Origin of the sequence: Variovorax sp. Varisp36 (assembly GCF_047304235.1) — a bacterium.
Lineage (GTDB): Bacteria > Pseudomonadota > Gammaproteobacteria > Burkholderiales > Burkholderiaceae_C > Variovorax.
The window spans coordinates 1-21,199 of the sequence record NZ_JBGLYU010000045.1 but is presented as its reverse complement, the minus strand read 5'-3'; the positions used below and the strand labels follow the sequence as shown (position 1 = coordinate 21,199).

Sequence of the window (21,199 nt, the reverse complement as noted above, 5' to 3'; positions counted from 1 at the left end):
GCGATGATGACCAAAGCACCTGCACCGCCATCGACCGCGCACCTCGCGCTGCCGTTCTTCGACGATGCACATCGCGCATTGGCCGATGGCCTGCTGCCCTGGGCCGCCGCGCAGGAGGTGGACGAGCGCGACGACCGCGCGGCGTGCCGGGACTGGGTGAAGCGGCTCGGCGACGGCGGCTGGCTGCGCTATGCCGTGCCCGGCAGCGCTGGCGGTGCGCTCGAGCGCCTCGACTCGCGCGCACTCGTGCTGCTGCGCGAGACGCTGGCCTTCCATTCGCCGCTCGCCGACTTCGCCTTCGCCATGCAGGGTCTCGGCAGCGGTGCGATCACGCTCGCTGGCACGCCAGAACAGCATGCAAGCTACCTGACTGCCGTGGCGAAGGGCAGCAAGATCGCGGCCTTCGCGCTCAGCGAACCCGAGGCAGGCTCCGACGTGGGTGCAATGGCCATGCGCGCCGAAGCGGCCGCCGACGGCTGGCGCCTGAACGGCGAGAAAACCTGGATCAGCAACGGCGGCATCGCCGATTTCTACTGCGTGTTCGCGAAGACCGATCCCACGGGCGGCACGCGCGGCATCACGGCCTTCATCGTCGACGCGACGACGCCCGGCCTCGACACCTCCGCGCACATCGACGTGATGGCACCGCATCCGCTCGCCACGCTGCGTTTCGAGAACTGCATCGTGCCGCGCACGGCGCAGCTCGGCGAACTCAACGGCGGCTTCAAGCTCGCGATGCGCACGCTCGACATCTTCCGCGCCTCGGTGGCGGCGGCAGCGCTCGGCATGGGTCGCCGCGCACTGGCCGAAGCCATCTCGCATTCGAAGAACCGCCGCATGTTCGGCCAGACGCTCGCCGACTTCCAGCTCACGCAGGCCAAGCTTGGCGAGATGGCCGCGCTGATCGACAGCGCGGCGCTGCTCACCTACCGCGCCGCATGGATGCGCGATGACGCCGAGCAGCGCGGCGCGCCTGCGGTCGGCGATGTGTCAGCCGCTGCCGCAATGGCCAAGATGTGCGCCACCGAGAACGCCAGCCGCGTGATCGACATGGCACTGCAGATGCATGGCGGCCTCGGCGTGAAGGTTGGCACGAAGATTGAGAGCCTCTACCGCGACATTCGCTCGCTGCGCATCTACGAAGGCGCGACGGAGGTTCAACAACTGATCATTGGCAAATCCGTTCTGCGGGGATAAACACCGTGTCTGCCCAAGTCGACCGCTTCGTTCACGACCGCCTGCCGCCCGCCGAGCAGCTGCCCGTCTTTCGCTACGACCTGCCCGAGCTGCAGTTGCCCGACCAGCTGAACCTGGTCGAGGAACTGCTCGACAAGGCCGCGTCGAAGGGCTTCGGCGACAACCCGATGCTGCGTTCACCGCAGGGCACGCTGACGTATGCGCAGGCCGCCATCGAAGTCAACCGCATTGCGCAGGTGCTGACCGAGGATCTCGGACTCGTGCCGGGAAATCGCGTGCTGCTGCGCGGTGGCAACTCGGTGGCCATGGCTCTGTCGTGGCTCGCGGTGGTGAAGGCCGGACTGATCGCGGTGGCGACGATGCCGCTGCTGCGCGCAAAGGAGCTGGGCGACATCATCGAGAAGGCGCAGCCCGTTGCTGCGCTGTGCGATGGCCGCCTGCTCGACGAACTCGCGATCGCACAGCGCGAGCACCCCGTGCTGGCCACCGTGATCGCATTCAACAGGCCCGAAGCGCCGGACTCGCTCTCCGCGCGCGCGGCGAAGAAGAGCGGCGTGTTCACGGCCTGCCCCACGGCTTCCGACGACATCGCGCTGCTGGCCTTCACCTCGGGCACCACGGGCAAGCCCAAGGCGCCCGTCACCACGCACCGCGACGTGCTCGCAATGTGCGAGACCTGGCCGCGCCACGTGTTGCGCGCGCGCAGCGACGACATCGTGATCGGCTCGCCGCCGCTGGCTTTCACCTTCGGGCTCGGCGGGCTGCTCGTGTTCCCGATGTGGGCCGGCGCTTCGGTGTACTTTGCCGACGCGCCGTTCACACCAGAAGGGCTGGTGAAGCTCATCAACGAGGTGGGCGCGACGATCTGCTACACGGCGCCGACCTTTTATCGCCAGATGGCGCCCTTCGTGAAGCAGCACGGCATGCCCAGCCTGCGCATCAGCGTGAGTGCGGGCGAGGCGCTGCCCGACGCCACACGCCAGCTGTGGAAGGAAGCCACCGGCATCGAGATGCTCGACGGCATTGGCGGCACCGAGGTGTTCCACATCTACATCTCCGCCGCGGGCGGCGACGTACGCCGCGGCGCGGTGGGCAAGGTGGTTCCCGGCTTCACCGCCAAGGTGGTGGACGACGAAGGCAACGAAGTGCCGCGCGGCACGGTTGGCAAGCTTGCGCTGCAAGGCCCGGTGGGCTGCCGCTATCTCGACGATCCGCGCCAGGCCGACTACGTAAAGAACGGCTGGAACTACCCGGGCGATTCCTTCGTGCAGGACGACGACGGCTATTTCTTCTACCAGGCGCGCGCGGACGACATGATCATCACAGCCGGCTACAACGTCGGCGGGCCGGAGGTCGAAGACGCGCTGCTGAAGCACCCGGCGGTCGCCGAGTGCGGCGTGATCGGCAAGCCCGACGCCGACCGCGGCATGATCGTGAAGGCATTCTGCGTGCTCAAGCCAGGGCACGAAGGCGATGCGGCCCTCGTGAAGGCGCTGCAGGACCATGTGAAAGCGACGATCGCACCGTTCAAATACCCGCGGGAGATCGAGTTCGTCGCGGTGCTGCCGCGCACCGAAACCGGCAAGCTCCAGCGATTCAAACTGAGACAACTCAACACCACACCATGATCAACAAACTCCTGCAGCCTGAAGGCTGGCTGCCTCCCAAGGGCTATGCAAACGGTGTCGCTGCACGCGGCACGATGCTGTTCGTCGGCGGCCAGATCGGCTGGAATGCACAACAGCAGTTCGAGTCGGACGACTTCATCGAGCAATGCGGCCAGGCACTGCGCAACATTGCCGAGGTGTTGCGCGCAGGCGGCGCGGGCCCCGAGCACATGGTGCGCATGACCTGGTACGTGACGGACCGCGACGAATACAGCCGCCGGCTCTCCGAGCTCGGCCCCGTCTATCGCGATGCCATGGGCCGCAACTTCCCGGCCATGACCTGCGTGCAGGTGGCGGCGCTGGTCGAGCACCGCGCAAAGGTGGAGATCGAAGTCACGGCAGTCGTTCCCGACTGATTGGGCGGCAACGGCCGGCGGAAATAAAAATGCCCTCTTCGAGAGGGCATTTTTATTAATTCAGCGACAAAAGAAAAAGGCCCTTTGAATTTCAAAGGGCCTTTTAAATTGGTTGCGCGAGCAAGATTTGAACTTGCGACCTTTGGGTTATGAGCCCAACGAGCTACCAGGCTGCTCCATCGCGCGGCAAGATAGAATTATAACTTATTCTGCAGCGCTTTGCTCGGCTGCTTCTTCTTTAATTTCAGCACGGTCGACCAGTTCGACGAGCGCCATCGGGGCATTGTCGCCCACGCGGAAACCCATCTTCAGGATGCGGGTGTAGCCGCCCGGACGCGCTGCGAAACGCGGGCCGAGTTCGCCGAAGAGCTTGACGACGCTGTCGCGGCTGCGCAGGCGGTCGAAGGCCAGGCGCTTGTTGGCGAGCGTGGGCTTCTTGGCGAGCGTGATCATCGGTTCGATGACGCGGCGCAGTTCCTTGGCCTTGGGGACCGTGGTCTTGATGACTTCGTGCTCGATGAGCGAATTCATCATGTTCTGCAGCATCGCGAGGCGGTGCGAGCTGGTGCGGTTGAGTTTGCGGAGTCCGTGTCCGTGACGCATGGTGCTTTCCTTTACTTTATAAAAACAGGCAGCCGTGTCAGGTACTGCCCGGTGCACTGGCCCTTTCAGGGGCCAAATTCAAAAATTCAAATCAACGCTTGTCGAGACCGGCCGGCGGCCAGCTTTCGAGCTTCATGCCCAAGGTCAGGCCGCGCGAAGCGAGGACTTCCTTGATTTCGTTGAGCGACTTGCGACCCAGATTCGGGGTCTTGAGCAGCTCGTTTTCGGTGCGCTGGATCAGATCACCGATGTAGTAGATGTTTTCGGCCTTCAGGCAGTTGGCCGAACGCACCGTCAGTTCGAGTTCGTCGACAGGGCGCAGCAGGATCGGATCGAATTGCTGTGCGCTGCGCGGTGCGGGTGCATCGAATGCAGCGAGTTCGCCGCCTTCGAGCTGCGCAAACACGGCGAGCTGTTCGACCAGGATTTTAGCCGAAGCGCGCACGGCATCTTCGGCGGTGATCGCACCGTTGGTCTCGATTTCGACCAGCAGCTTGTCCAGGTCGGTACGCTGTTCGACACGGGCGCTTTCGACCGTGTAGCTCACGCGCTTGACCGGCGAGAACGAGGCGTCCAAGACGATGCGGCCGATCGACTTGGTCGGCTCGTCGGCGTAGCGGCGCATCGTGCCGGGCACGTAGCCGCGACCCTTTTCAACCTTGATCTGCATGTCGAGCTTGCCGCCTTGCGACAGGTGCGCGATCACGTGGTCGGGGTTGATGATCTCGACGTCGTGCGGGGTCTGGATGTCCGATGCCAGGACCGGACCTTCGCCGTCCTTGCGCAGGCTCAGCGTGACTTCGTCGCGGTTGTGGAGCTTGAACACCACGCCCTTGAGATTCAGCAGGATGTTGACGACATCTTCCTGCACGCCGTCGATCGACGAGTACTCATGCAGAACGCCGGCGATCGTGACTTCGGTGGCCGAATAGCCCACCATGGACGACAGCAGAACGCGACGCAGCGCGTTGCCGAGCGTGTGGCCATAGCCGCGCTCGAAAGGCTCGAGCGTCACCTTGGCCTTGTTGGCCGCAAGTTGCTCGACCTGGATGGTCTTGGGTTTCAGCAGGGTGGTTTGCATGCAGACTTCCTCTCAATACCCCCGGCTCGTTACACCGGTAAGGCTGGTGAAGCACCTGATCCGCGACGAAGCGCGGAGCAGGAACGTGAACAACAATAACAATCTCCCACACGCGCCGAAGGGCGGGTGCGGGTAGAAAAAATCAACGCGAATACAGTTCGACGATCAGCGATTCGTTGATGTCGGCTGCGAATTCGTCGCGATCGGGCACCTTCTTGAACGTGCCTTCGGCCTTGTCGGCATTCACATCGACCCAAGCCGGGATACCGACTTGCTGGGCGAGTTGCAGCGCTTCGACAATGCGGTTCTGCTTCTTGGACTTGTCGCGCACGGCGATCACGTCACCGGTCTTGACCAGGTACGACGGGATGTTGACCGACTGGCCGTTCACCGTGATCGCCTTGTGCGACACGAGCTGGCGTGCTTCAGCGCGGGTCGAGCCGAAGCCCATGCGGTAGACGACGTTGTCCAGGCGCGATTCGAGGATGAACAGCAGGTTGGCGCCGGTGTTGCCACGGCGACGATCGGCTTCTTCGAAGTAGCGGCGGAATTGCTTTTCGAGCACGCCGTACATGCGCTTGACCTTCTGCTTTTCACGCAGTTGCAGGCCGTAGTCGGAAGTGCGCTGACCCGAGGTGCGACCGTGCTGGCCGGGCTTGGAGTCGAACTTGGCCTTGTCCTGGATCGAACGGCGGGCGCTCTTCAGGAACAGGTCGGTGCCTTCACGGCGGGAAAGTTTGGCCTTGGGGCCGAGGTAACGTGCCACGATTCTTCCTTTGTGTATCTGCCGCAGTTGCCTGCGGGAGCCACTTGCGAAACGCGAGTGGCGGTGGGCTTAGATAAAAAACAAATGCGCAGCCGCTATTCAAAGCCGGCTGCGCCTTGCGGACTGACGATCAGATGCGGCGACGCTTCTGGGGACGGCAGCCGTTGTGCGGAACGGGCGTCACGTCGGCAATGGAATTGATCCGGATGCCGAGCGCAGCCAGTGCGCGCACCGACGATTCGCGACCGGGGCCCGGGCCCTTGATCTCGACGTCGAGGTTCTTGATACCTTGTTCGACAGCAGCACGGCCGGCCACTTCGGAAGCGACCTGCGCAGCGAACGGGGTCGACTTGCGCGAGCCCTTGAAGCCCTGGCCACCCGACGAAGCCCACGACAGGGCGTTGCCCTGGCGATCGGTGATCGTGATGATGGTGTTGTTGAACGAGGCATGCACGTGGGCGATGCCGTCCGCAACGTTCTTGCGAACCTTCTTGCGAACGCGCTGTGCGGCGTTGTTTGCAGGTGCTTTAGCCATGCTTGTCTATCCTTATTTCTTCAGGGACTGCGCTGCCTTGCGCGGACCCTTGCGGGTGCGGGCATTGGTGCGCGTGCGCTGGCCGCGCATCGGCAGGCCGCGACGGTGACGGAAGCCGCGATAGCAGCCGATGTCCATCAAACGCTTGATGTTCATCGTCGTCTCGCGACGCAGATCGCCTTCGATGGTGAACAGAGCGATCTGGTCGCGGATCTTCTCGAGATCGGCGTCGGTCAGATCCTTGATCTTCTTCGAATATTCGATGCCGCTCGCTTCGCAGATCTGACGGGCGCGGGTGCGACCGATGCCGAAGATGGCGGTCAGGCCGATTTCAGCGTGCTTGTGCGGCGGAATGTTGATGCCAGCAATACGTGCCATGTGCGTCCTCTAATACTCTTCAATCAACCCTGGCGCTGCTTGTGGCGCGGGTCGGTGCAAATCACACGCACCACACCTTTACGGCGGATGACCTTGCAATTACGGCAGATGGTTTTGACCGAAGCCGAAACTCTCATTTCATTCTCCTAAAACTGTTTAACGTGGCGGTCTACCGCCCGGACTCAATACTGCAACACAGCCCTACGATGTCTTGAAGTTCGCCTTCTTCAGCAGCGATTCGTACTGCTGGGACATCATGTAGTTTTGCACCTGGGCCATGAAGTCCATCGTGACGACCACGATGATCAGCAGGGAGGTACCACCGAAGTAGAACGGCACGTTGTACTTCAGGATCAGGAACTCGGGCAGCAGGCAGACGAAGGTGATGTACACCGCGCCGGCCAACGTCAGGCGAACCAGAATCTTGTCGATATAGCGAGCGGTCTGGTCACCCGGGCGAATGCCAGGAATGAATGCACCACTCTTCTTCAGGTTGTCGGCCGTTTCCTTGCTGTTGAACACGAGTGCCGTGTAGAAGAAGCAGAAGAAAACGATCGCGGCAGCATACAACAGCACGTAGATCGGCTCGCCAGGACGCAGTGCGCCGGCAACGTCCTTGATCCAGCGGAAACCACCTTCACCGGTGCTGAACCAGCCAACCACCGTTGCGGGCAGCAGGATGATCGACGAAGCGAAGATCGGCGGAATCACACCGGCCATGTTCAGCTTCAAGGGCAGGTGCGACGATTGGCCGCCATAGACCTTGTTGCCGACCTGGCGCCGCGCATAGTTCACGAGGATCTTGCGCTGGCCGCGTTCCACGAACACCACGAAGTAGGTGACCAGCACCACGACAGCGATGATGAAGAGCGCAATGATCGGATTCATCGCACCGGTCGTCACCAGCGAAGCCAGGCCGCCGATGGCGTTGGGCAAACCGGCCGCGATACCCGCAAAGATCAGGATCGAGATGCCGTTGCCCAGGCCGCGCTCGGTGATCTGTTCGCCGAGCCACATCAGGAACATCGAACCTGCCGTCAGGCTCACCATGGCGGTCAGGCGGAAGCCGAAACCGGGGGCGATGACCAGACCGGCCGACGACTCGAGGGCCACTGCGATGCTGAACGACTGGAACAGTGCCAGACCCAGCGCGCCGTAGCGCGTGTACTGCGTGATCTTGCGGCGGCCGGCCTCGCCTTCCTTCTTCAATTGCTCGAAGGTCGGAAGCACGTAGGTCATCAGCTGCATGATGATCGACGCCGAGATGTACGGCATGATCCCCAACGCGAACACGGTGAAGCGCGACAGCGCACCGCCCGAGAACATGTTGAACAGGCTCAGAATGCCGCCCTGCTGGCCCTGGAACAACGCCGCCAGCTGGTCCGGGTTGATACCCGGCACAGGAATGTGCGCGCCAATCCGGTAGACCACGAGCGCGAGCAGCAAAAAGACGAGCCGACGACGGAGGTCGCCGAACTTGCCTGTTTTTGCGATCGTTGCCGCGTTAGTTGCCACGAAGAACTTCTTTCAGTCCGATGGTGATCAGGCGATGCTGCCGCCGGCCGCTTCGATAGCAGCCTTGGCGCCAGCCGTTGCGCCCACGCCCGTCAGCTTGACGGCCTTGGTGAGTTCACCGGTCTTGACGACCTTGACGACCTTGGCGAGCTGGCCCACGAGGCCGGCTTGCTTCAGCGCCAGGACATCCACTTCAGCCAGACCGAGCTGCTCGAGGGCAGTCAGCGTGACTTCGGCGTTGAACTTCAGCAGGTGCGACTTGAAGCCACGCTTCGGCAGGCGACGCTGCAGCGGCATTTGACCGCCTTCGAAGCCGACCTTGTGGAAACCGCCTGCGCGCGACTTCTGACCCTTGTGACCGCGGCCTGCGGTCTTGCCGATGCCGGAGCCGATACCGCGGCCGACGCGACGCTTCGCGTGCTTGGCGCCGGCTGCCGGCTTGATGCCATTGAGTTCCATATCAGTCTCTCTTACAGAACCTTGACCAGATAACTGATCTTGTTGATCATGCCGCGCACCGCCGGGGTGTCCTGCAGCTCGCTCACGCTGTTGAGCTTGCGCAGGCCGAGGCCACGCACGGTCGCGCGATGCGATTCCTTGGTGCCAATCGGGCTCTTGACCAGTTGCACCTTGAGGGTTTGTTGTTGCGTCGTCATTTGAATGCTTCCTTCAGCCTTGCGAGAGCTTGCGCTCAGGCGAAGATTTCTTCGACGGTCAGGCCGCGCTTGGCAGCCACATCGGACGCGGTCGTCGAGTTCTTCAACCCGTCGAGCGTGGCGCGAACCATGTTGTAGGGGTTCGACGAACCATGGCTCTTGGCCACGATGTCGGTGATGCCCATGACTTCGAACACGGCGCGCATCGGACCGCCGGCGATGATGCCAGTACCCTTCGGGGCGGGGATCATGACGACCGAAGCGGCGCCATGGTGACCCGTCACGCGGTGATGCAGCGTGCCGTTCTTGATCGGAGCCTTGAACAGGTTGCGACGGGCTTCTTCCATTGCCTTCTGCACTGCAGCAGGCACTTCCTTCGACTTGCCCTTGCCCATGCCGACGCGGCCGTCGCCGTCGCCCACGACGGTGAGTGCTGCGAAACCGAGGATACGACCACCCTTCACCACCTTGGTGACGCGGTTGATCGCGATCATCTTCTCGCGCAAACCGTCTTCAGGGCCTTCGTTCTGCGTTCTTGCTTGAATCTTTGCCATTTTGAATCTCGTGTCCGGTTAGAACTGCAGACCGGCTTCGCGAGCCGCCTCGGCCAGCGCCTTGACGCGGCCGTGGTACGCAAAACCTGCGCGGTCGAAGGCGACCTTCTCGACGCCGGCAGCCTTCGCCTTTTCAGCGATGCGCTTGCCGACGGCGGTCGCAGCAGCGGCATTGCCGCCCTTGCCCGAACCGCCGAGCGAGGTACGCACTTCGGCTTCGGCCGTCGATGCGGTTGCAATCACCTTGGTGCCGTCGTCGGAGATGACGGTGGCGTAGATGTGCAGGTTGGTGCGGTTCACCGTCAGACGGGCCACGCCCTGCGTCGCGATGCGGATGCGGGTCTGGCGCGAGCGGCGAAGACGCTGTGCTTTTTTGGTCAACATCATTTTGCTGCCCCTTACTTCTTCTTGGTCTCTTTGATCACGATCTTCTCGTCCGAATAACGGATGCCCTTGCCCTTGTAAGGCTCAGGCGGACGAACAGCGCGGATCTCAGCGGCGATTTGACCAACGCGCTGACGGTCAGCACCCTTGATCACGATTTCGGTCGGGGTCGCGGTGGCCACCGTGATGCCTTGAGGCATGTCGATGTTGACCGGGTGCGAGTAACCGACTTGCAGGTTCAACTTGTTGTTGGAGGCTGCAGCCTTGTAGCCGACGCCGACCAGGTTGAGCTTCTTCTCGAAGCCCTTGGTCACGCCAACCACCATGTTGTTCACCAGCTGGCGGATCGTGCCGCTCATCGCATTCGCTTCACGCGATTCGTTGGCAGGTTCGAAATTCAGCTTGCCGTCATTGCTGACGATCTTGACCAGTGCATTGCGCGCGAGGTTGAGCGTGCCGCCCGTGCCCTTGACGCTGATCTGGTCTTCCTTGATCGACACATCCACGCCAGCGGGGATGGTGATCGGCATTTTTCCTACTCGGGACATTTCAGTGACTCCTCGATGTCTCGGTTAGGCGACGTAGCACAGAACTTCGCCGCCGACACCGGTGGCGCGCGCCTTGCGGTCGGTCATCACGCCCTGGGGGGTCGTGACGATCGCAACGCCGAGGCCGTTCTGGACTTGCGGAATGGACGAGCTTGCCTTGTAGACGCGCAGGCCGGGGCGGCTCACGCGCTCGATGCGCTCGATGACCGGACGGCCAGCGTAGTACTTCAGAACAATTTCAAGTTCGCTCTTGCCGGCTTCGGTCTTGACCTGGAAGCCGTCGATGTAGCCTTCGTCCTTTAGGACTTGTGCGATCGCGACCTTCACCTTGGAAGACGGGACCGACACGGTGGGCTTCGCCACCATCTGCGCGTTACGGATACGCGTCAGCAGGTCGGCAATGGGATCACTCATGCTCATGTTGTTTGCTCCTGCCTGGCTTACCAGCTGGCCTTGGTGACACCGGGGATGTCGCCAGCGAAGGCCAGTTCACGGATCTTGGCGCGAGCCAGACCGAATTGACGGAAGGTGCCACGGGGGCGACCAGTGATTTCGCAACGGTTGCGCTGACGCGTGGGGTTCGCGTTGCGCGGGAGCTTCTGCAGGCCCAGGCGGGCAGCAGCGCGCTCTTCGTCGGTCTTCTTCACGTCGTTGGAGATCGCCTTCAGTTCCGCGTGCTTCGCAGCGAACTTGGCAACCAGCTTGTCGCGCTTGAGTTCGCGCTGGATCAGGGATTGTTTTGCCATGATTCGCCTCAGTTCTTGAACGGGAAACGGAAACCAGCGAGAAGAGCCTTGGCTTCTTCGTCGGTCTTGGCCGTCGTCGTGATGCTGATATTGAGACCGCGCAGGGCGTCGACCTTGTCGTACTCGATCTCAGGGAAAATGATCTGCTCCTTGACGCCGATGTTGTAGTTGCCACGACCGTCGAAGGCACGACCCGAAATACCGCGGAAGTCACGAACGCGCGGCAGCGCGATGGTCACGAAACGGTCCAGGAATTCATACATCTGAACGCCGCGCAGCGTGACCATGCAGCCGATCGGTTGCATTTCGCGAATCTTGAAGCCGGCAATGGCCTTCTTCGACTTGGTCACCACGGGCTTCTGGCCAGCGATCTTGGTCAGGTCGGCGACAGCGTTGTCGAGAACCTTCTTGTCGGCGACTGCTTCACCCACGCCCATGTTGAGCGTGATCTTGGTGAGGCGCGGGACCTGCATCGGCGACTTGTAGCCGAACTTTTCCGTCAGGTCTTTCGCGATCTTTTCGCGATAGTGTTGTTGGAGACGTGCCATGTGAGTACCTCTTAGGCGAACTTGATTTCGTCGCCGCTCGACTTGAAGACGCGAACAGCCACGCGCTTGCCGTCGGCACCCTGGGTGATCTTGATGCCCACGCGATCGGCCTTGCCGGTCGCGGCATTGAAGATCGCCACGTTGGATTGGTGAATGGGCATGGACTTCTCGACGATGCCACCGGTCGTACCCTTGAGTGGGTTCGGCTTGGTGTGCTTCTTGACGAGGTTCAGGCCTTCGATGACGACGTGCGAGTCATCCTTGCGCAGCGAGATGACGCCCCGCTTGCCCTTGTCACGACCGGCCAACACGATGACCTGGTCGCCTTTGCGAATCTTGTTCATGGCGTTGTTGTCCTTACAGAACTTCGGGTGCCAGCGACACGATCTTCATGAACTTCTCGGTGCGCAGTTCGCGCGTGACCGGTCCGAAGATGCGGGTGCCGATGGGCTCCAGCTTGGCGTTGAGCAGCACGGCGGCATTGCCGTCGAACTTGACGAGCGAACCGTCGGCGCGACGGATGCCCTTGGCGGTACGGACCACCACTGCACTGTAGATCTCGCCCTTCTTGACGCGACCACGTGGAGCGGCTTCCTTGATGCTGACCTTGATGACGTCGCCCACGCTGGCATAACGCCGCTTGGAGCCACCGAGCACCTTGATACACAGGACGGATTTCGCGCCCGTGTTGTCGGCCACTTCGAGCCGGGATTCAGTTTGGATCATTTCTTGATATTCCCAACTTGTACCGATGTGCCTCCAGGAGGGAGGCACCGCGGTCAGTCTTGGGCCCGTCGTCCATGCCTCGAACCACTCGAGGCACTTCCGCTTTGGGCTGAAAGCTTCGCCTTTTGAAAGCGAAGCCAGCGATTGTGGCACGCACTACTGCCGATGTCAACAACCCCATTACATCACCGCGCGCTGGTACTAGACTCCAGGCGGTGCGCGACGCCTTGAATTCCTACCTTCCCCAGCCGAAGCGTCGGCGCGTGCTGGCGGGCGCGGCCGGCCTGCTGGCGTTGGGCCTGGCCGGCTGCCAGAGTGCCGCGCCGAACCCGGACCCCGGCCGGCTGCGGCGCATCGCGGAGGCCCGCTGGGCGCACCGCTTCGATATAGAGGGCACCGTGGCCGGAGGCCTCTCGGGCATCGACTACGACCCAATCCGAGGTGAGTACCTGCTTATCAGCGATGATCGATCGGACCTCGCGCCTGTGCGCTACTACATCGCCCGATGGCCCCAGCCGCAAGCCGCGCGCCCCGAGCCCCTCGGCGTGGTGCAGCTGCAACGCCCCGGCGGCGGCCCCTGGCCCAACAGGCGCCGGGCGGTCGAGGGACTTCCGGTTCCCGACCCCGAAGCATTGCGGCTGCGGCCTGCAACCAACACCTTGCTGTGGACCAGCGAGGGCGACATCGCCCGCGGCTTCGGCCCGGCGCTGTACGAGTCGGCTCGCGACGGCCGCTTTCTGCGTGAATTCTCCCTTCCGGCCATGTTCAGGCCCGACCCCGCCCAGCGCCGCGGCCCGCGCGACAACCTGACGCTCGAAGGACTGGCCCTCACGCCCGATGGCCGCTTCGCCTGGCTCGGCATGGAAAACGCCCTGATCCAGGACGGCCCCGAGCCCACCACCGGCGCCCCAGGCGGGCCTTGCCGCTTCACCCGGATCGATCTGGAAACCGGCCAGGCCGACCGCCAGATCGCCTACGTTCCCGACGCCATCCCCCTGCGCCCGCTGATTCCCGGCAGCTACGCCGACAACGGCGTGAGCGAGATCCTGATGCTCGATGCGGACCGCATGCTGGTGCTGGAGCGCGCCTACGCCACCGGCGCCGGCAATTCGCTGCGCCTGTATGAAATCGACACCCGTGCCGCCAGCGACGTGCTCGCCATCGACGCACTGGCGCCGGGCAACCACCGGCCGGCGGCCAAGACCCTGGTGGCCGACTTCGCCGCGCTCGGCCTGTCACGCCTCGACAACACCGAGGGCATGTGCTGGGGACCACCCCTGCCCGATGGCAAGCGCATGCTGGTCGTCGTGAGCGACGACAATTTCAATCCGCTTCAAATCACCCAGTTCGCCGCCTTCGAATACGCCGACCGACCATGACCATCGCCGTGACCTTCCTGCCCCGCACCGGCCCCGCGCCGCTGCCCCCCGTCGCCTTCATCGGAGGCGGCAACATGGCCAGCGCCATCATTGGCGGCCTGATCCAGCAAGGCACCCCGGCGGATGCGTTCGAGGTGGTCGAGCCCTTCGAGGAGGCCCGCACCAAGCTGGCCCAGTCCTTCGGCATCGCCGCGAAGGCCGACGCGGGCGAGGCGCTGTCGCGCTGCGGGGTGGTGGTGTGGGCAGTCAAGCCCCAGGCCTTTGCCGAAGCAGCCCGTCCGGTGCGCGGCTTCACTGAAGACGCGCTGCACCTGAGCGTGGCCGCGGGCATCCCGTCCGACAGCATCGCCCGCTGGCTCGGAACGGAGCGCGTGGTGCGCGCCATGCCCAACACGCCGGCACTTGTGGGCAAAGGCATGACGGGCCTGTACGCCCGACCCGGCGTCGAAGGGGCCGACCGCTCGCTGGTCGGGCAGCTGCTGGCGCCGACCGGCGAGCTGATCTGGGTCGACGCCGAATCGGCACTCGACGCCGTGACCGCCATGTCAGGCTCGGGCCCGGCGTACGTCTTCTATTTCATCGAGGCGATGACCGAAGCCGGCGTCGAGATGGGCCTGACGCCCGAGCAGGCCCAGCGGCTGGCCATCGGCACCTTCACCGGCGCCTCGGCGCTGGCGCACAGCGCAACCGAACCGCCGTCGGTGCTGCGCGAGCGCGTGACCTCCAAGGGTGGCACCACGTACGCGGCCATCACCTCGCTGCAGCAGGCCGACGTGAAGGCGCAGTTCAAGACCGCGATCCGCGCCGCGCAGAAGCGCGCCGCCGAACTGGGCGAGGAATTCGGCCGCGGCTGATTTCAGGCCGGCGGCAGCGCGCCGGGCCCGAGGAAGAACAGCCACTCGGCGGCCAGCGTGACGGTGCCGTCTTCCAGTTCGAGCAGCACCTCCTCCTTCACCATGAAGCTGTCGCCGGGCTTGGGCGTCACATCCACGATGTGCACGCGCGCCCGGAAGCGCGCGCCCACCGGCATCGGCCGCACGAAGCGCAGGCGGTCGAAGCCGTAGTTCAGCGCGTAATTCGAATCGAAGGGCAGCAGCGTGCGCATGGCCTCACCGGTCAGCCGGACCAGGTGCGAGACCTGGAAGAAGCCCTGCACGATGGTGCCGCCGTAGTCCGCCTCGCGCGCCGCGCGCTCGGGATCGAGATGGATCCACTCGCCTTCGCCGTCGCCCGACAGCTCCGAATAGCGCTGGACCATCTCCTGCGTGATGAAGTGCCATCCGGAGAAGCCCTCCTGGCCGATCTTTCGCTTCAACTGTTCCAGCATGCGGGCACTCTCAGCGGACGGCGTAGCCGACCACTATGCCGGCGAACACCGTGAAGCCCAGCCAATGGTTCAGACGGAAGGCCTTGAAGCAGCCCTCGCGCGTGCGCTCGCGGATCAGCCGCCAGTGCCACAGCGCCTGCACCGCGGCCGCGGCGATGCCGGCGTAGAACAGCGTGCCCAGCGAGTTGCTCGCGCCGGCCCAGGTCCAGACTGCGAGGAAGATCGCGTAGCTCGCCATCACCGCCGCCACATCGAAGCGGCCGAAGGTGATGGCCGAGGTCTTCATGCCGATCTTGAGGTCGTCGTCGCGGTCGACCATCGCGTACTCGGTGTCGTAGGCCAGCACCCAGAACAGGTTGCCCGCCAGCAGCCACGCAGCGAAGACCGGCACGGTGGACTGCACCGCCGCGAAGGCCATCGGAATGCCGAAGCTGAAGGCAATGCCCAGCACCGCCTGAGGGACCGAGACGAAGCGCTTGGCGAACGGGTAGATCAGCGTGATGGCCAATGCCGCGAACGACCACAGCACCGTCGCGCGGTTGGTCGTGAGCACCAGCCCGAAGGCCGCCAACGCCAGCACCACGCCCAGCCCCAGCGCCTCCTTGACCGACATCGCGCCGCTGGTGACGGGCCGCTGCGCCGTGCGCTTCACATGGCGGTCGAAGTCGCGGTCGGCCACGTCGTTGACGCAGCAGCCCGCGCTGCGCATGAGGAAGGTGCCGAGCGTGAATACCACCAGCAGGTGCCAGCCGGGCCAGCCGCCCGCCGCGAACCAGAGCGCGCCCAGCGTGGGCCACAGCAGCAGCAGCCAACCCGCCGGACGGTTCCAGCGGATCAGGTCGAGGTACAACGCAAAACGCCCGCGAGGAGGCACGGGCGCGGTGTTGGGGGGAGCGGACTCAGTCTTCAAGGAGCGAACGCAGCATCCAGGCCGTCTGATCGTGCACCGTGCAGCGCGCGGTCAGCATGTCGGCCGTCGGGTCGTCGCCTGCTTCTTCGGCGACCGGAATGAATTCGCGCGCGATGCGCGACACGGTTTCGTGGCCCTTCACCAGGATGCGCACCATCTCCATCGCCTTGGGCGGGGTCTGCGGCACGTCGGGCACGGTGGCGATCTTGCTGAACTCGGCGTACGAGCCCGGCGCATAGTGGCCCAGCGCGCGGATGCGCTCGGCCAGCACGTCGGTCGCGCCCCACAGCTCGGTGTACTGGCCCATGAACATCGCATGCAGCGAGTTGAAGTGCGGGCCGGTCACGTTCCAGTGGAAATTGTGCGTGGTGAGGTAGAGCGTGTAGGTGTCGGCCAGCACGCGGCTCAGGCCTTCGGCGATGGCGGCGCGGTCCTGGCGCTCGATGCCGATGTTGATGATCGGCGCATTGCGGCTGCCCGACTCCTGCGCGACCACCGTGCCGCCCTTCTTGGGCGCCTTGCCGGCGGAGGAGGCGGACGACGATTTCTTCGAGGCTTTGGCCATGGCGGGAAGTCTTTCTTCAAATTGGGAGGAGTGGACACCCCGATTCTGAAAGCCGGCATGCGGCTTCGCAACAGCGCCACTCTATCTCAGCGATCAACGATTCAGAACGGCCGGCGCGCAGGCCGACCCCGCAAATGCTGCTACGAAAGGCGCTTCACGCCCGGCAGCTCGCAGGCATAGATCGCGTTGCGCAGCGCCGCGATCGCCTCGTAGCGCGTGAAGGTGCGCCGCCATGCGAGCACCACGCGGCGCGTGGGCGGGTCGCGGTCCTGCGCGTCGCGCACCGGCAGGTAGCGCACCATCTGCTCGAGTTCCTTGCGGCCCTTGAGCTTGGGCTTGAGTGCATCGGCAGGCACCGACAGGCGCGGCACCAGCGTCACGCCCATGCCCGAGGCCACCATGTGCTTGATGGTCTCCAGCGACGAGCCTTCGAAGCTCTTGCGGATGCCCTCAGCGTTGCTGGAGAAGCGCGCGAACTCCGGGCACACCTCCAGCACGTGGTCGCGAAAGCAGTGGCCGGTGCCCAGCAGCAGCATGGTCTCGCTCTGCAGTTCTTCCGAGGTGATCGATTCGCGGTCGGCCAACTTGTGCTTGTTGGGCAGAGCCGCCATGAAGGGCTCGTCGTACAGCGGCGCCATCGCGAGGCCGGTGTCGGGAAAGGGCTCGGCCATGATGGCGCAGTCGATCTCGCCGGCGCGCAGCATCTCGAGCAGCTTGACGGTGAAGTTCTCCTGCAGCACCAGCGGCATCTGCGGCGTGCGCGCGATCACCTGCCGCACGAGGTCGGGCAGCAGGTACGGCCCGATGGTGTAGATCACGCCCAGGTTCAGCGGACCGGCCAGCGGGTCCTTGCCGCGCTTGGCGATCTCCTTGATGCTGGCCGCCTGGTCGAGCACGCTCTGGGCCTGCTGCACGATCTGCTCGCCGAGCGGCGTGACGGTCACTTCGCCGGCGCTGCGCTCGAAGAGCTTGACTTCGAGCTCGTCCTCGAGCTTCTTGATGGCGACCGACAGGGTCGGCTGGGAAACGTAGCAGGCCTCGGCCGCCTTGCCGAAGTGCCGTTCGCGGGCCACTGCGACGATGTATTTGAGTTCGGTGAGAGTCATAGCTTGCGTCAATTATGCGCAAGGGTTTGTGACCCGACCGTATAGGGTTTTAGGAGCGCTCATCACGAGTCCCCTTCAAGCGGATATGGTCGACGAGATCAAGGGATTGGCCTTGCTGCTTGCCTCCCCCGCTTCTGTCATTCCTGTCGATGGGGCACCACCGCGCGGTAGAGGCCCCTTCGACGGGAAACCGCTACTTCAAGGCAGCACCGCTTCCCGCGAGGTACTGCGCTGAAAGACGCGCGAACTGACCGCCATCCGTGCTGATCGAGGTCTGGTGGCTGCCTCCTGCGCTGAAGACGATCCCGAAGGTGTGCATATCGCCGTATTCCTGGGTATTGCGCAGCATGTAGTCGACGTGGTTGTCGCGGTAGTGCTGGTCGGTGCCGCCGGGCGTGTCGGAAGGCACGCCCATCGGTGTCTGCCACCACAGGATCGGCAGGCCGTTGCCCAGCGCCGCGCGGTAGTCCGAATACTGCTTCTGCGAATCGTGGAAGTTCGGGCTGGTCTTGTTGCTCGCGTCCCAATAGAACGGAGCGCTTCCGTTCTGGCATTCCGCGGGCGGCGATGCGGCTTCCCTGCAGCCCGCGTCACGGTCGCTGGTCTGGGCGACGATGAAGTCCGCCTGGTTCGCCCCGGCCGTGCGCATCTGGGCGGCAATCTCCGCAGGCGTACCGCTCCAGAAGGCGGGCGGGAATCCGAGCAGCGCCTTGGGCGCGACCTTCCGGCCCATCTGCACGAAGCACTGGCCGAGACCCGCGACGGTGTTCGGCAGCGTGCTGCATTCCGGCTGGCCGCTCACGGCGGCGGCCATCTTCGTCAGATCGCGACCAGGCGCCTGCGACGCGGCGAAGCCCCAGAAGTCCGGCTCTACATTGACCAGGGCAGGCTTGCCCCATTCCGCGATGCGCTGGTACATCAGCCGGACCTGCCCCCAATACTTGTCCATGAAGGTCGCATCGCTGATGCCGCTCAGATTGCCCTCGCCGTTCGCCGTCATCTGGTAGAGCGTGAACATGGGAACCGCACCATAAGCCTCGGCGGCTTGCGCGGAGAAGGTGACGTAGGCCCCATCGGGACTGTTCCACGTGGGCCACGACCCCGCGCCGACGCCCACCAGATAGCGCTCCACGATGTCGGGGTGAATGTCCTGGCTCTTCATGTCGTCGATGGAAGTGGCGCCCAAGCCAACCAGCACGCGAGAGGGCTTGCCAAGCTTTGCGACCAGGGCGGCCGACGCCGCAACGGGTGCAGCGTCGCCGCCCGGGTTGCCCGTAGTGCCACCACCGGTCTGAGTACCACCGCCAGTCGTGCCGCCGCCGCCAGTCGTGCCGCCGCCGCCAGTCGTGCTGCCACCGCTGCCTTGGCTGCCGCTCTGGCCGGCATTGGATGGACCGCCGCTGCCGGACTGACCTGTCGGGCTGCCGACCAGCGCAACGCCGGCTCCGCTACCGCCCCCGCCTCCGCCGCCACAGCCGAAAAGCAGCAGCGAAGTCATCAGTGCGCAAGCGCATCGTCGAGAAGCAAAGTTCATGGGAAAGTCTGTTTAGGTGGAAGAATGCCCCGGCGCGCCCAGGAACGCGCGCGCGGTTCGGTTGTCGGTTGCGCCGCGCGGCTATCCGGCAGCCGTCAGCGGGCGAGGTCCGCGATGAAGGCCGCGTCCTGCGCGCCGCTGTAGATGCGGAAGTCCTGCATGCGGCCCTTGAAGTACGGATCGCCGCCATACTGCGAACGGCCCAGCCAGGTCCGGGTGGTGTTGCCCAGCTGGAAGGGATTGACCCAGATGCCGTCCGCGGTGGCGACCTGCGCGCCGTCCATGTAGAGCGTGCCCACGGTGCCCGACAGCGTGACCGCCAGGTGCACCCAGCGCCCGGTGGGCGTCTCGCCGCCGGCTACCGACTCTTCCTTCCAGAACTGATTGCGCGAGGCTGAAAAGCGCAGCTGTTTGTTCTGGTCGCGCAGGATCAGGATCATGTAGGCCACGTCGTTGGAACCGAAGTCGAAAACGCGCGCGATGACCGAGGCCGTATCCCAATAGACCCACACCGCGATCGTGAAATCGCCCAGGCCCGACACGGCCCCGTCGGGCAGCTGGACGTGGCCGCTGCGGCCGTCAAGCTGCACGGCGCTTCCGCCGTTGCGTCCTTCGCCCCAGCTCGTGCCGCCCTTCAATTGCGCATGCAGGCCGCGGCCGCTGGCATCGTTGGCATCGCCGCTGAGCGGCAGGTGCAGCCACAGTTCGCCGGGGACCGCCACGCGCAAGGTATCCGCACCGGTCATCTCCCCGGCGTCGGTCACCGCGTCAATCCGGTAGTACCAGGTGCCCTGGCCAGGGTCGTCGGTGTAGGTGCGCGGCTCGGTGACCGGCGCGAGGGTCGTGAAGGGACCGTTCGGCGAGGCCGCGCGCTGCACGAGGTACTGCGAAGCGCCTGCGGTGCCCCACCACGACAGCTGCACCTTTCCATCGTTAAGGAACGCGCTCAGCCCGCTGGGCCTGGCGGCAGGGACCGGATCGCGCGCATAGAGGAGTGTGCCGATGCCCGGCTGGTCGCCGCCGTCGACGCGCTCGGGCCGGATCTTGTCGAGCATCGCCTTACTCCAGGGTGCCGAGAGTCCCTTGCGGCTCACATAGTGGCTGTAGATGAGGTCCCAGTTGGGCCGCAGGCTGTTCGTGCCCGCAGCAGCGGTCCCCGATCCGTGGACGCCCTCGTAGGGGGCGAACGGCATCGTGTACAGCGCGTTGCCATTGGCATCCGCGAGGTTCGTCTTGGCCACGTACTCCGCGCCGGCCAGCAGCCGGTTGTTCCAGTAGCCGAAGAGGTCCTCGCCCTGGTTCCAGGCCATTTGACACAACATGCCGGCCAACGAGATGCCGAGGGTCGAGTGGCCCTGGTCGCGATGGCTCTCCTGCCATTGCCCCAGATAGCCGGGATGCACGTGGTAGACGTTGTTGGCGCTCGCGCCGTTGCCGCGGCCGCTTTTGTAATAGTTGCTCGCTTCGGCGACCAGGTCGGGCCGGTCGCAGAACACGCCGATCGCGTAGACGGCGCAGATGTTGGCCAGGTCCCAGTTGGCCCAGTAGTGGGTGACCTTCCTGATCTCCGTGCCGTTGTGGTTGATCAGGAACTCGTGGGCCTTCGGGTAGAACACGTTCAGCAGCATGGCCTGGAAGCGCGCGACGTCTTCCTTCGCCCAGCCGGAATAGGTCCGCATTAGTTCCGCGGCGTTGGCCCACTGGTTGCCGTAAAGGCCCGAGGCCAGGTAGACGTTCGAGTTGCCGCCCAGCTCGGTCAAGGTCGAAGACCATGCGTTGAGGAACTCCACCGCCTTCTTCGCGTAGCTCTCGTCGTTCGAGATCTTCCAGCGCAATGCGAGGTGAAGGGCGCGCACCATGTCGCCGATCATCTGCCAATAGTTCTCGCCGTCCACACCCCGCGTCACCAACGCCAAGGGGCGCGGCTTCGCATCGAGGTTCGTGTTGTTCGTCCTGAGCATCATGTTCAAGCCGCCCACCCAGGGCTCCGCATTGGCGGCCAGCTTGTTGCGGATGCGCTGCAGGTCGTCTTCAGTGACGAGCAGGCCGGGGTGCACGATCTTGCGTACTGCGGGCTCGGGGGTGGTCGGCTCGGCCGCAGGGGTTTCGGGGGTATTG

28 protein-coding genes and 1 tRNA gene are annotated in these 21,199 nt (G+C 64.3%); 5 read left to right on the top strand and 24 right to left on the bottom strand.

What is annotated here, in order from left to right; translation table 11 throughout:
- Positions 1–3: 3 nt before the first annotated feature.
- The 3 genes from ACCD11_RS22485 to ACCD11_RS22475 are packed head-to-tail and all read left to right on the top strand — an operon-like array spanning position 4 to position 3,220.
- Positions 4–1,197: an acyl-CoA dehydrogenase family protein gene (locus ACCD11_RS22485; RefSeq protein ID WP_413315508.1), complete on the top strand. Its 1,194-nt coding sequence runs from the start codon at positions 4–6 to the stop codon at positions 1,195–1,197.
- A 5-nt stretch (positions 1,198–1,202) separates the two neighbouring features.
- Positions 1,203–2,825, top strand: coding sequence for an AMP-binding protein (locus tag ACCD11_RS22480; protein ID WP_413315507.1), 1,623 nt, complete (start codon positions 1,203–1,205; stop codon positions 2,823–2,825).
- Entirely contained in the window at positions 2,822–3,220 is a 399-nt protein-coding gene (locus ACCD11_RS22475) for a RidA family protein (protein WP_056516702.1), read from the top strand. Before ACCD11_RS22480 ends, ACCD11_RS22475 begins: the two co-directional genes overlap by 4 nt.
- A 109-nt stretch (positions 3,221–3,329) precedes the next feature.
- Here ACCD11_RS22475 and ACCD11_RS22470 read toward each other — a convergent pair.
- The 18 genes from ACCD11_RS22470 to rplN all read right to left on the bottom strand — a co-directional run bounded on the left by ACCD11_RS22470 (position 3,330) and on the right by rplN (position 12,260).
- Positions 3,330–3,406, bottom strand: a tRNA-Met gene (locus ACCD11_RS22470).
- Positions 3,407–3,424: 18 nt separating this feature from the next.
- A complete protein-coding gene (gene rplQ, locus ACCD11_RS22465) occupies positions 3,425–3,823 on the bottom strand; it encodes a 50S ribosomal protein L17 (protein WP_009124828.1) in 399 nt (132 codons plus the stop codon).
- Between the two features lie 91 nt (positions 3,824–3,914).
- Positions 3,915–4,904 (bottom strand): DNA-directed RNA polymerase subunit alpha, encoded by a 990-nt coding sequence (locus ACCD11_RS22460; RefSeq protein WP_009124827.1) that lies wholly within the window; start codon positions 4,902–4,904, stop codon positions 3,915–3,917.
- A gap of 142 nt (positions 4,905–5,046) precedes the next feature.
- A complete protein-coding gene (rpsD, locus tag ACCD11_RS22455; protein ID WP_009124826.1) occupies positions 5,047–5,670 on the bottom strand; it encodes a 30S ribosomal protein S4 in 624 nt (207 codons plus the stop codon).
- 130 nt (positions 5,671–5,800) lie between these two features.
- Complete coding sequence (gene rpsK, locus ACCD11_RS22450; RefSeq protein WP_009124825.1) at positions 5,801–6,205, bottom strand: 30S ribosomal protein S11; 405 nt, start codon at positions 6,203–6,205, stop codon at positions 5,801–5,803.
- Positions 6,206–6,217: 12 nt separating this feature from the next.
- The gene (gene rpsM / locus ACCD11_RS22445) at positions 6,218–6,583 is read right to left on the bottom strand and encodes a 30S ribosomal protein S13 (RefSeq protein WP_013544105.1); all 366 of its coding nucleotides are present in this window, start codon (positions 6,581–6,583) and stop codon (positions 6,218–6,220) included.
- Between the two features lie 23 nt (positions 6,584–6,606).
- Positions 6,607–6,720: a 50S ribosomal protein L36 gene (gene rpmJ / locus ACCD11_RS22440; protein ID WP_013544106.1), complete on the bottom strand. Its 114-nt coding sequence runs from the start codon at positions 6,718–6,720 to the stop codon at positions 6,607–6,609.
- Positions 6,721–6,784: 64 nt separating this feature from the next.
- Complete coding sequence (gene secY / locus ACCD11_RS22435) at positions 6,785–8,098, bottom strand: preprotein translocase subunit SecY (protein ID WP_009124822.1); 1,314 nt, start codon at positions 8,096–8,098, stop codon at positions 6,785–6,787.
- A gap of 27 nt (positions 8,099–8,125) precedes the next feature.
- Positions 8,126–8,557: a 50S ribosomal protein L15 gene (gene rplO, locus ACCD11_RS22430; RefSeq protein WP_009124820.1), complete on the bottom strand. Its 432-nt coding sequence runs from the start codon at positions 8,555–8,557 to the stop codon at positions 8,126–8,128.
- Positions 8,558–8,568: 11 nt separating this feature from the next.
- On the bottom strand, positions 8,569–8,754 hold the full coding sequence (gene rpmD, locus ACCD11_RS22425; RefSeq protein ID WP_009124818.1) for a 50S ribosomal protein L30: 186 nt from the start codon (positions 8,752–8,754) through the stop codon (positions 8,569–8,571).
- A gap of 35 nt (positions 8,755–8,789) precedes the next feature.
- Entirely contained in the window at positions 8,790–9,308 is a 519-nt protein-coding gene (gene rpsE, locus ACCD11_RS22420; RefSeq protein ID WP_009124813.1) for a 30S ribosomal protein S5, read from the bottom strand.
- An 18-nt stretch (positions 9,309–9,326) separates the two neighbouring features.
- Positions 9,327–9,692, bottom strand: coding sequence for a 50S ribosomal protein L18 (gene rplR, locus ACCD11_RS22415; protein WP_042672913.1), 366 nt, complete (start codon positions 9,690–9,692; stop codon positions 9,327–9,329).
- 14 nt (positions 9,693–9,706) lie between these two features.
- Positions 9,707–10,240 carry a 50S ribosomal protein L6 gene (gene rplF / locus ACCD11_RS22410; RefSeq protein ID WP_009124809.1) on the bottom strand — a complete coding sequence of 178 codons (534 nt, stop codon included), beginning with the start codon at positions 10,238–10,240 and terminating at the stop codon, positions 9,707–9,709.
- Positions 10,241–10,264: 24 nt separating this feature from the next.
- Complete coding sequence (gene rpsH, locus ACCD11_RS22405; protein WP_009124808.1) at positions 10,265–10,660, bottom strand: 30S ribosomal protein S8; 396 nt, start codon at positions 10,658–10,660, stop codon at positions 10,265–10,267.
- A 20-nt stretch (positions 10,661–10,680) separates the two neighbouring features.
- Positions 10,681–10,986, bottom strand: a complete 306-nt coding sequence (gene rpsN / locus ACCD11_RS22400) for a 30S ribosomal protein S14 (protein ID WP_009124806.1) — start codon at positions 10,984–10,986, stop codon at positions 10,681–10,683.
- An 8-nt stretch (positions 10,987–10,994) separates the two neighbouring features.
- On the bottom strand, positions 10,995–11,534 hold the full coding sequence (gene rplE, locus ACCD11_RS22395; RefSeq protein WP_009124804.1) for a 50S ribosomal protein L5: 540 nt from the start codon (positions 11,532–11,534) through the stop codon (positions 10,995–10,997).
- Between the two features lie 11 nt (positions 11,535–11,545).
- The gene (rplX, locus tag ACCD11_RS22390; protein ID WP_009124803.1) at positions 11,546–11,878 is read right to left on the bottom strand and encodes a 50S ribosomal protein L24; all 333 of its coding nucleotides are present in this window, start codon (positions 11,876–11,878) and stop codon (positions 11,546–11,548) included.
- Positions 11,879–11,891: 13 nt separating this feature from the next.
- Positions 11,892–12,260, bottom strand: coding sequence for a 50S ribosomal protein L14 (gene rplN, locus ACCD11_RS22385; RefSeq protein ID WP_009124801.1), 369 nt, complete (start codon positions 12,258–12,260; stop codon positions 11,892–11,894).
- A gap of 227 nt (positions 12,261–12,487) precedes the next feature.
- Between rplN and ACCD11_RS22380 the strand changes: the two genes are divergently transcribed.
- Positions 12,488–13,639: an esterase-like activity of phytase family protein gene (locus tag ACCD11_RS22380; protein WP_009124799.1), complete on the top strand. Its 1,152-nt coding sequence runs from the start codon at positions 12,488–12,490 to the stop codon at positions 13,637–13,639.
- Positions 13,636–14,493 carry a pyrroline-5-carboxylate reductase gene (gene proC / locus ACCD11_RS22375; RefSeq protein WP_009124798.1) on the top strand — a complete coding sequence of 286 codons (858 nt, stop codon included), beginning with the start codon at positions 13,636–13,638 and terminating at the stop codon, positions 14,491–14,493. Before ACCD11_RS22380 ends, proC begins: the two co-directional genes overlap by 4 nt.
- Before the next feature lie 2 nt (positions 14,494–14,495).
- Here proC and ACCD11_RS22370 read toward each other — a convergent pair whose 3' ends face one another.
- From ACCD11_RS22370 to ACCD11_RS22345, 6 genes are all read right to left on the bottom strand, one after another.
- A complete protein-coding gene (locus ACCD11_RS22370; RefSeq protein WP_009124797.1) occupies positions 14,496–14,966 on the bottom strand; it encodes a MaoC/PaaZ C-terminal domain-containing protein in 471 nt (156 codons plus the stop codon).
- Between the two features lie 10 nt (positions 14,967–14,976).
- The gene (gene ubiA / locus ACCD11_RS22365; protein ID WP_413315506.1) at positions 14,977–15,876 is read right to left on the bottom strand and encodes a 4-hydroxybenzoate octaprenyltransferase; all 900 of its coding nucleotides are present in this window, start codon (positions 15,874–15,876) and stop codon (positions 14,977–14,979) included.
- Positions 15,866–16,441, bottom strand: coding sequence for a Dps family protein (locus ACCD11_RS22360; protein ID WP_413315505.1), 576 nt, complete (start codon positions 16,439–16,441; stop codon positions 15,866–15,868). Before ACCD11_RS22360 ends, ubiA begins: the two co-directional genes overlap by 11 nt.
- Before the next feature lie 140 nt (positions 16,442–16,581).
- A complete protein-coding gene (locus ACCD11_RS22355) occupies positions 16,582–17,547 on the bottom strand; it encodes a LysR substrate-binding domain-containing protein (protein ID WP_009124794.1) in 966 nt (321 codons plus the stop codon).
- A gap of 193 nt (positions 17,548–17,740) precedes the next feature.
- Entirely contained in the window at positions 17,741–19,045 is a 1,305-nt protein-coding gene (locus tag ACCD11_RS22350; protein WP_413315504.1) for a hypothetical protein, read from the bottom strand.
- 131 nt (positions 19,046–19,176) lie between these two features.
- Positions 19,177–21,199 (bottom strand): LamG-like jellyroll fold domain-containing protein (locus ACCD11_RS22345; RefSeq protein ID WP_413315503.1); only part of this gene is annotated, 2,023 nt, incomplete at its 5' end.

Excerpts from the sequence above, each read along its gene's own strand:
- ACCD11_RS22485 (WP_413315508.1), top strand. The coding sequence starts at position 4 with ATGATGACCAAAGCACCTGCACCGCCATCGACCGCGCACCTCGCGCTG.
- ACCD11_RS22475 (WP_056516702.1), top strand. The coding sequence starts at position 2,822 with ATGATCAACAAACTCCTGCAGCCTGAAGGCTGGCTGCCTCCCAAGGGC.
- rplQ (WP_009124828.1), bottom strand. The coding sequence starts at position 3,823 with ATGCGTCACGGACACGGACTCCGCAAACTCAACCGCACCAGCTCGCAC.
- ACCD11_RS22460 (WP_009124827.1), bottom strand. The coding sequence starts at position 4,904 with ATGCAAACCACCCTGCTGAAACCCAAGACCATCCAGGTCGAGCAACTT.
- rpsK (WP_009124825.1), bottom strand. The coding sequence starts at position 6,205 with ATGGCTAAAGCACCTGCAAACAACGCCGCACAGCGCGTTCGCAAGAAG.
- rpsM (WP_013544105.1), bottom strand. The coding sequence starts at position 6,583 with ATGGCACGTATTGCTGGCATCAACATTCCGCCGCACAAGCACGCTGAA.
- rpmJ (WP_013544106.1), bottom strand. The coding sequence starts at position 6,720 with ATGAGAGTTTCGGCTTCGGTCAAAACCATCTGCCGTAATTGCAAGGTC.
- rplO (WP_009124820.1), bottom strand. The coding sequence starts at position 8,557 with ATGGAACTCAATGGCATCAAGCCGGCAGCCGGCGCCAAGCACGCGAAG.
- rpmD (WP_009124818.1), bottom strand. The coding sequence starts at position 8,754 with ATGACGACGCAACAACAAACCCTCAAGGTGCAACTGGTCAAGAGCCCG.
- rpsE (WP_009124813.1), bottom strand. The coding sequence starts at position 9,308 with ATGGCAAAGATTCAAGCAAGAACGCAGAACGAAGGCCCTGAAGACGGT.
- rplR (WP_042672913.1), bottom strand. The coding sequence starts at position 9,692 with ATGTTGACCAAAAAAGCACAGCGTCTTCGCCGCTCGCGCCAGACCCGC.
- rplF (WP_009124809.1), bottom strand. The coding sequence starts at position 10,240 with ATGTCCCGAGTAGGAAAAATGCCGATCACCATCCCCGCTGGCGTGGAT.
- rpsH (WP_009124808.1), bottom strand. The coding sequence starts at position 10,660 with ATGAGCATGAGTGATCCCATTGCCGACCTGCTGACGCGTATCCGTAAC.
- rpsN (WP_009124806.1), bottom strand. The coding sequence starts at position 10,986 with ATGGCAAAACAATCCCTGATCCAGCGCGAACTCAAGCGCGACAAGCTG.
- rplE (WP_009124804.1), bottom strand. The coding sequence starts at position 11,534 with ATGGCACGTCTCCAACAACACTATCGCGAAAAGATCGCGAAAGACCTG.
- rplX (WP_009124803.1), bottom strand. The coding sequence starts at position 11,878 with ATGAACAAGATTCGCAAAGGCGACCAGGTCATCGTGTTGGCCGGTCGT.
- rplN (WP_009124801.1), bottom strand. The coding sequence starts at position 12,260 with ATGATCCAAACTGAATCCCGGCTCGAAGTGGCCGACAACACGGGCGCG.
- proC (WP_009124798.1), top strand. The coding sequence starts at position 13,636 with ATGACCATCGCCGTGACCTTCCTGCCCCGCACCGGCCCCGCGCCGCTG.
- ACCD11_RS22370 (WP_009124797.1), bottom strand. The coding sequence starts at position 14,966 with ATGCTGGAACAGTTGAAGCGAAAGATCGGCCAGGAGGGCTTCTCCGGA.
- ACCD11_RS22360 (WP_413315505.1), bottom strand. The coding sequence starts at position 16,441 with ATGGCCAAAGCCTCGAAGAAATCGTCGTCCGCCTCCTCCGCCGGCAAG.
- ACCD11_RS22355 (WP_009124794.1), bottom strand. The coding sequence starts at position 17,547 with ATGACTCTCACCGAACTCAAATACATCGTCGCAGTGGCCCGCGAACGG.
- ACCD11_RS22350 (WP_413315504.1), bottom strand. The coding sequence starts at position 19,045 with ATGACTTCGCTGCTGCTTTTCGGCTGTGGCGGCGGAGGCGGGGGCGGT.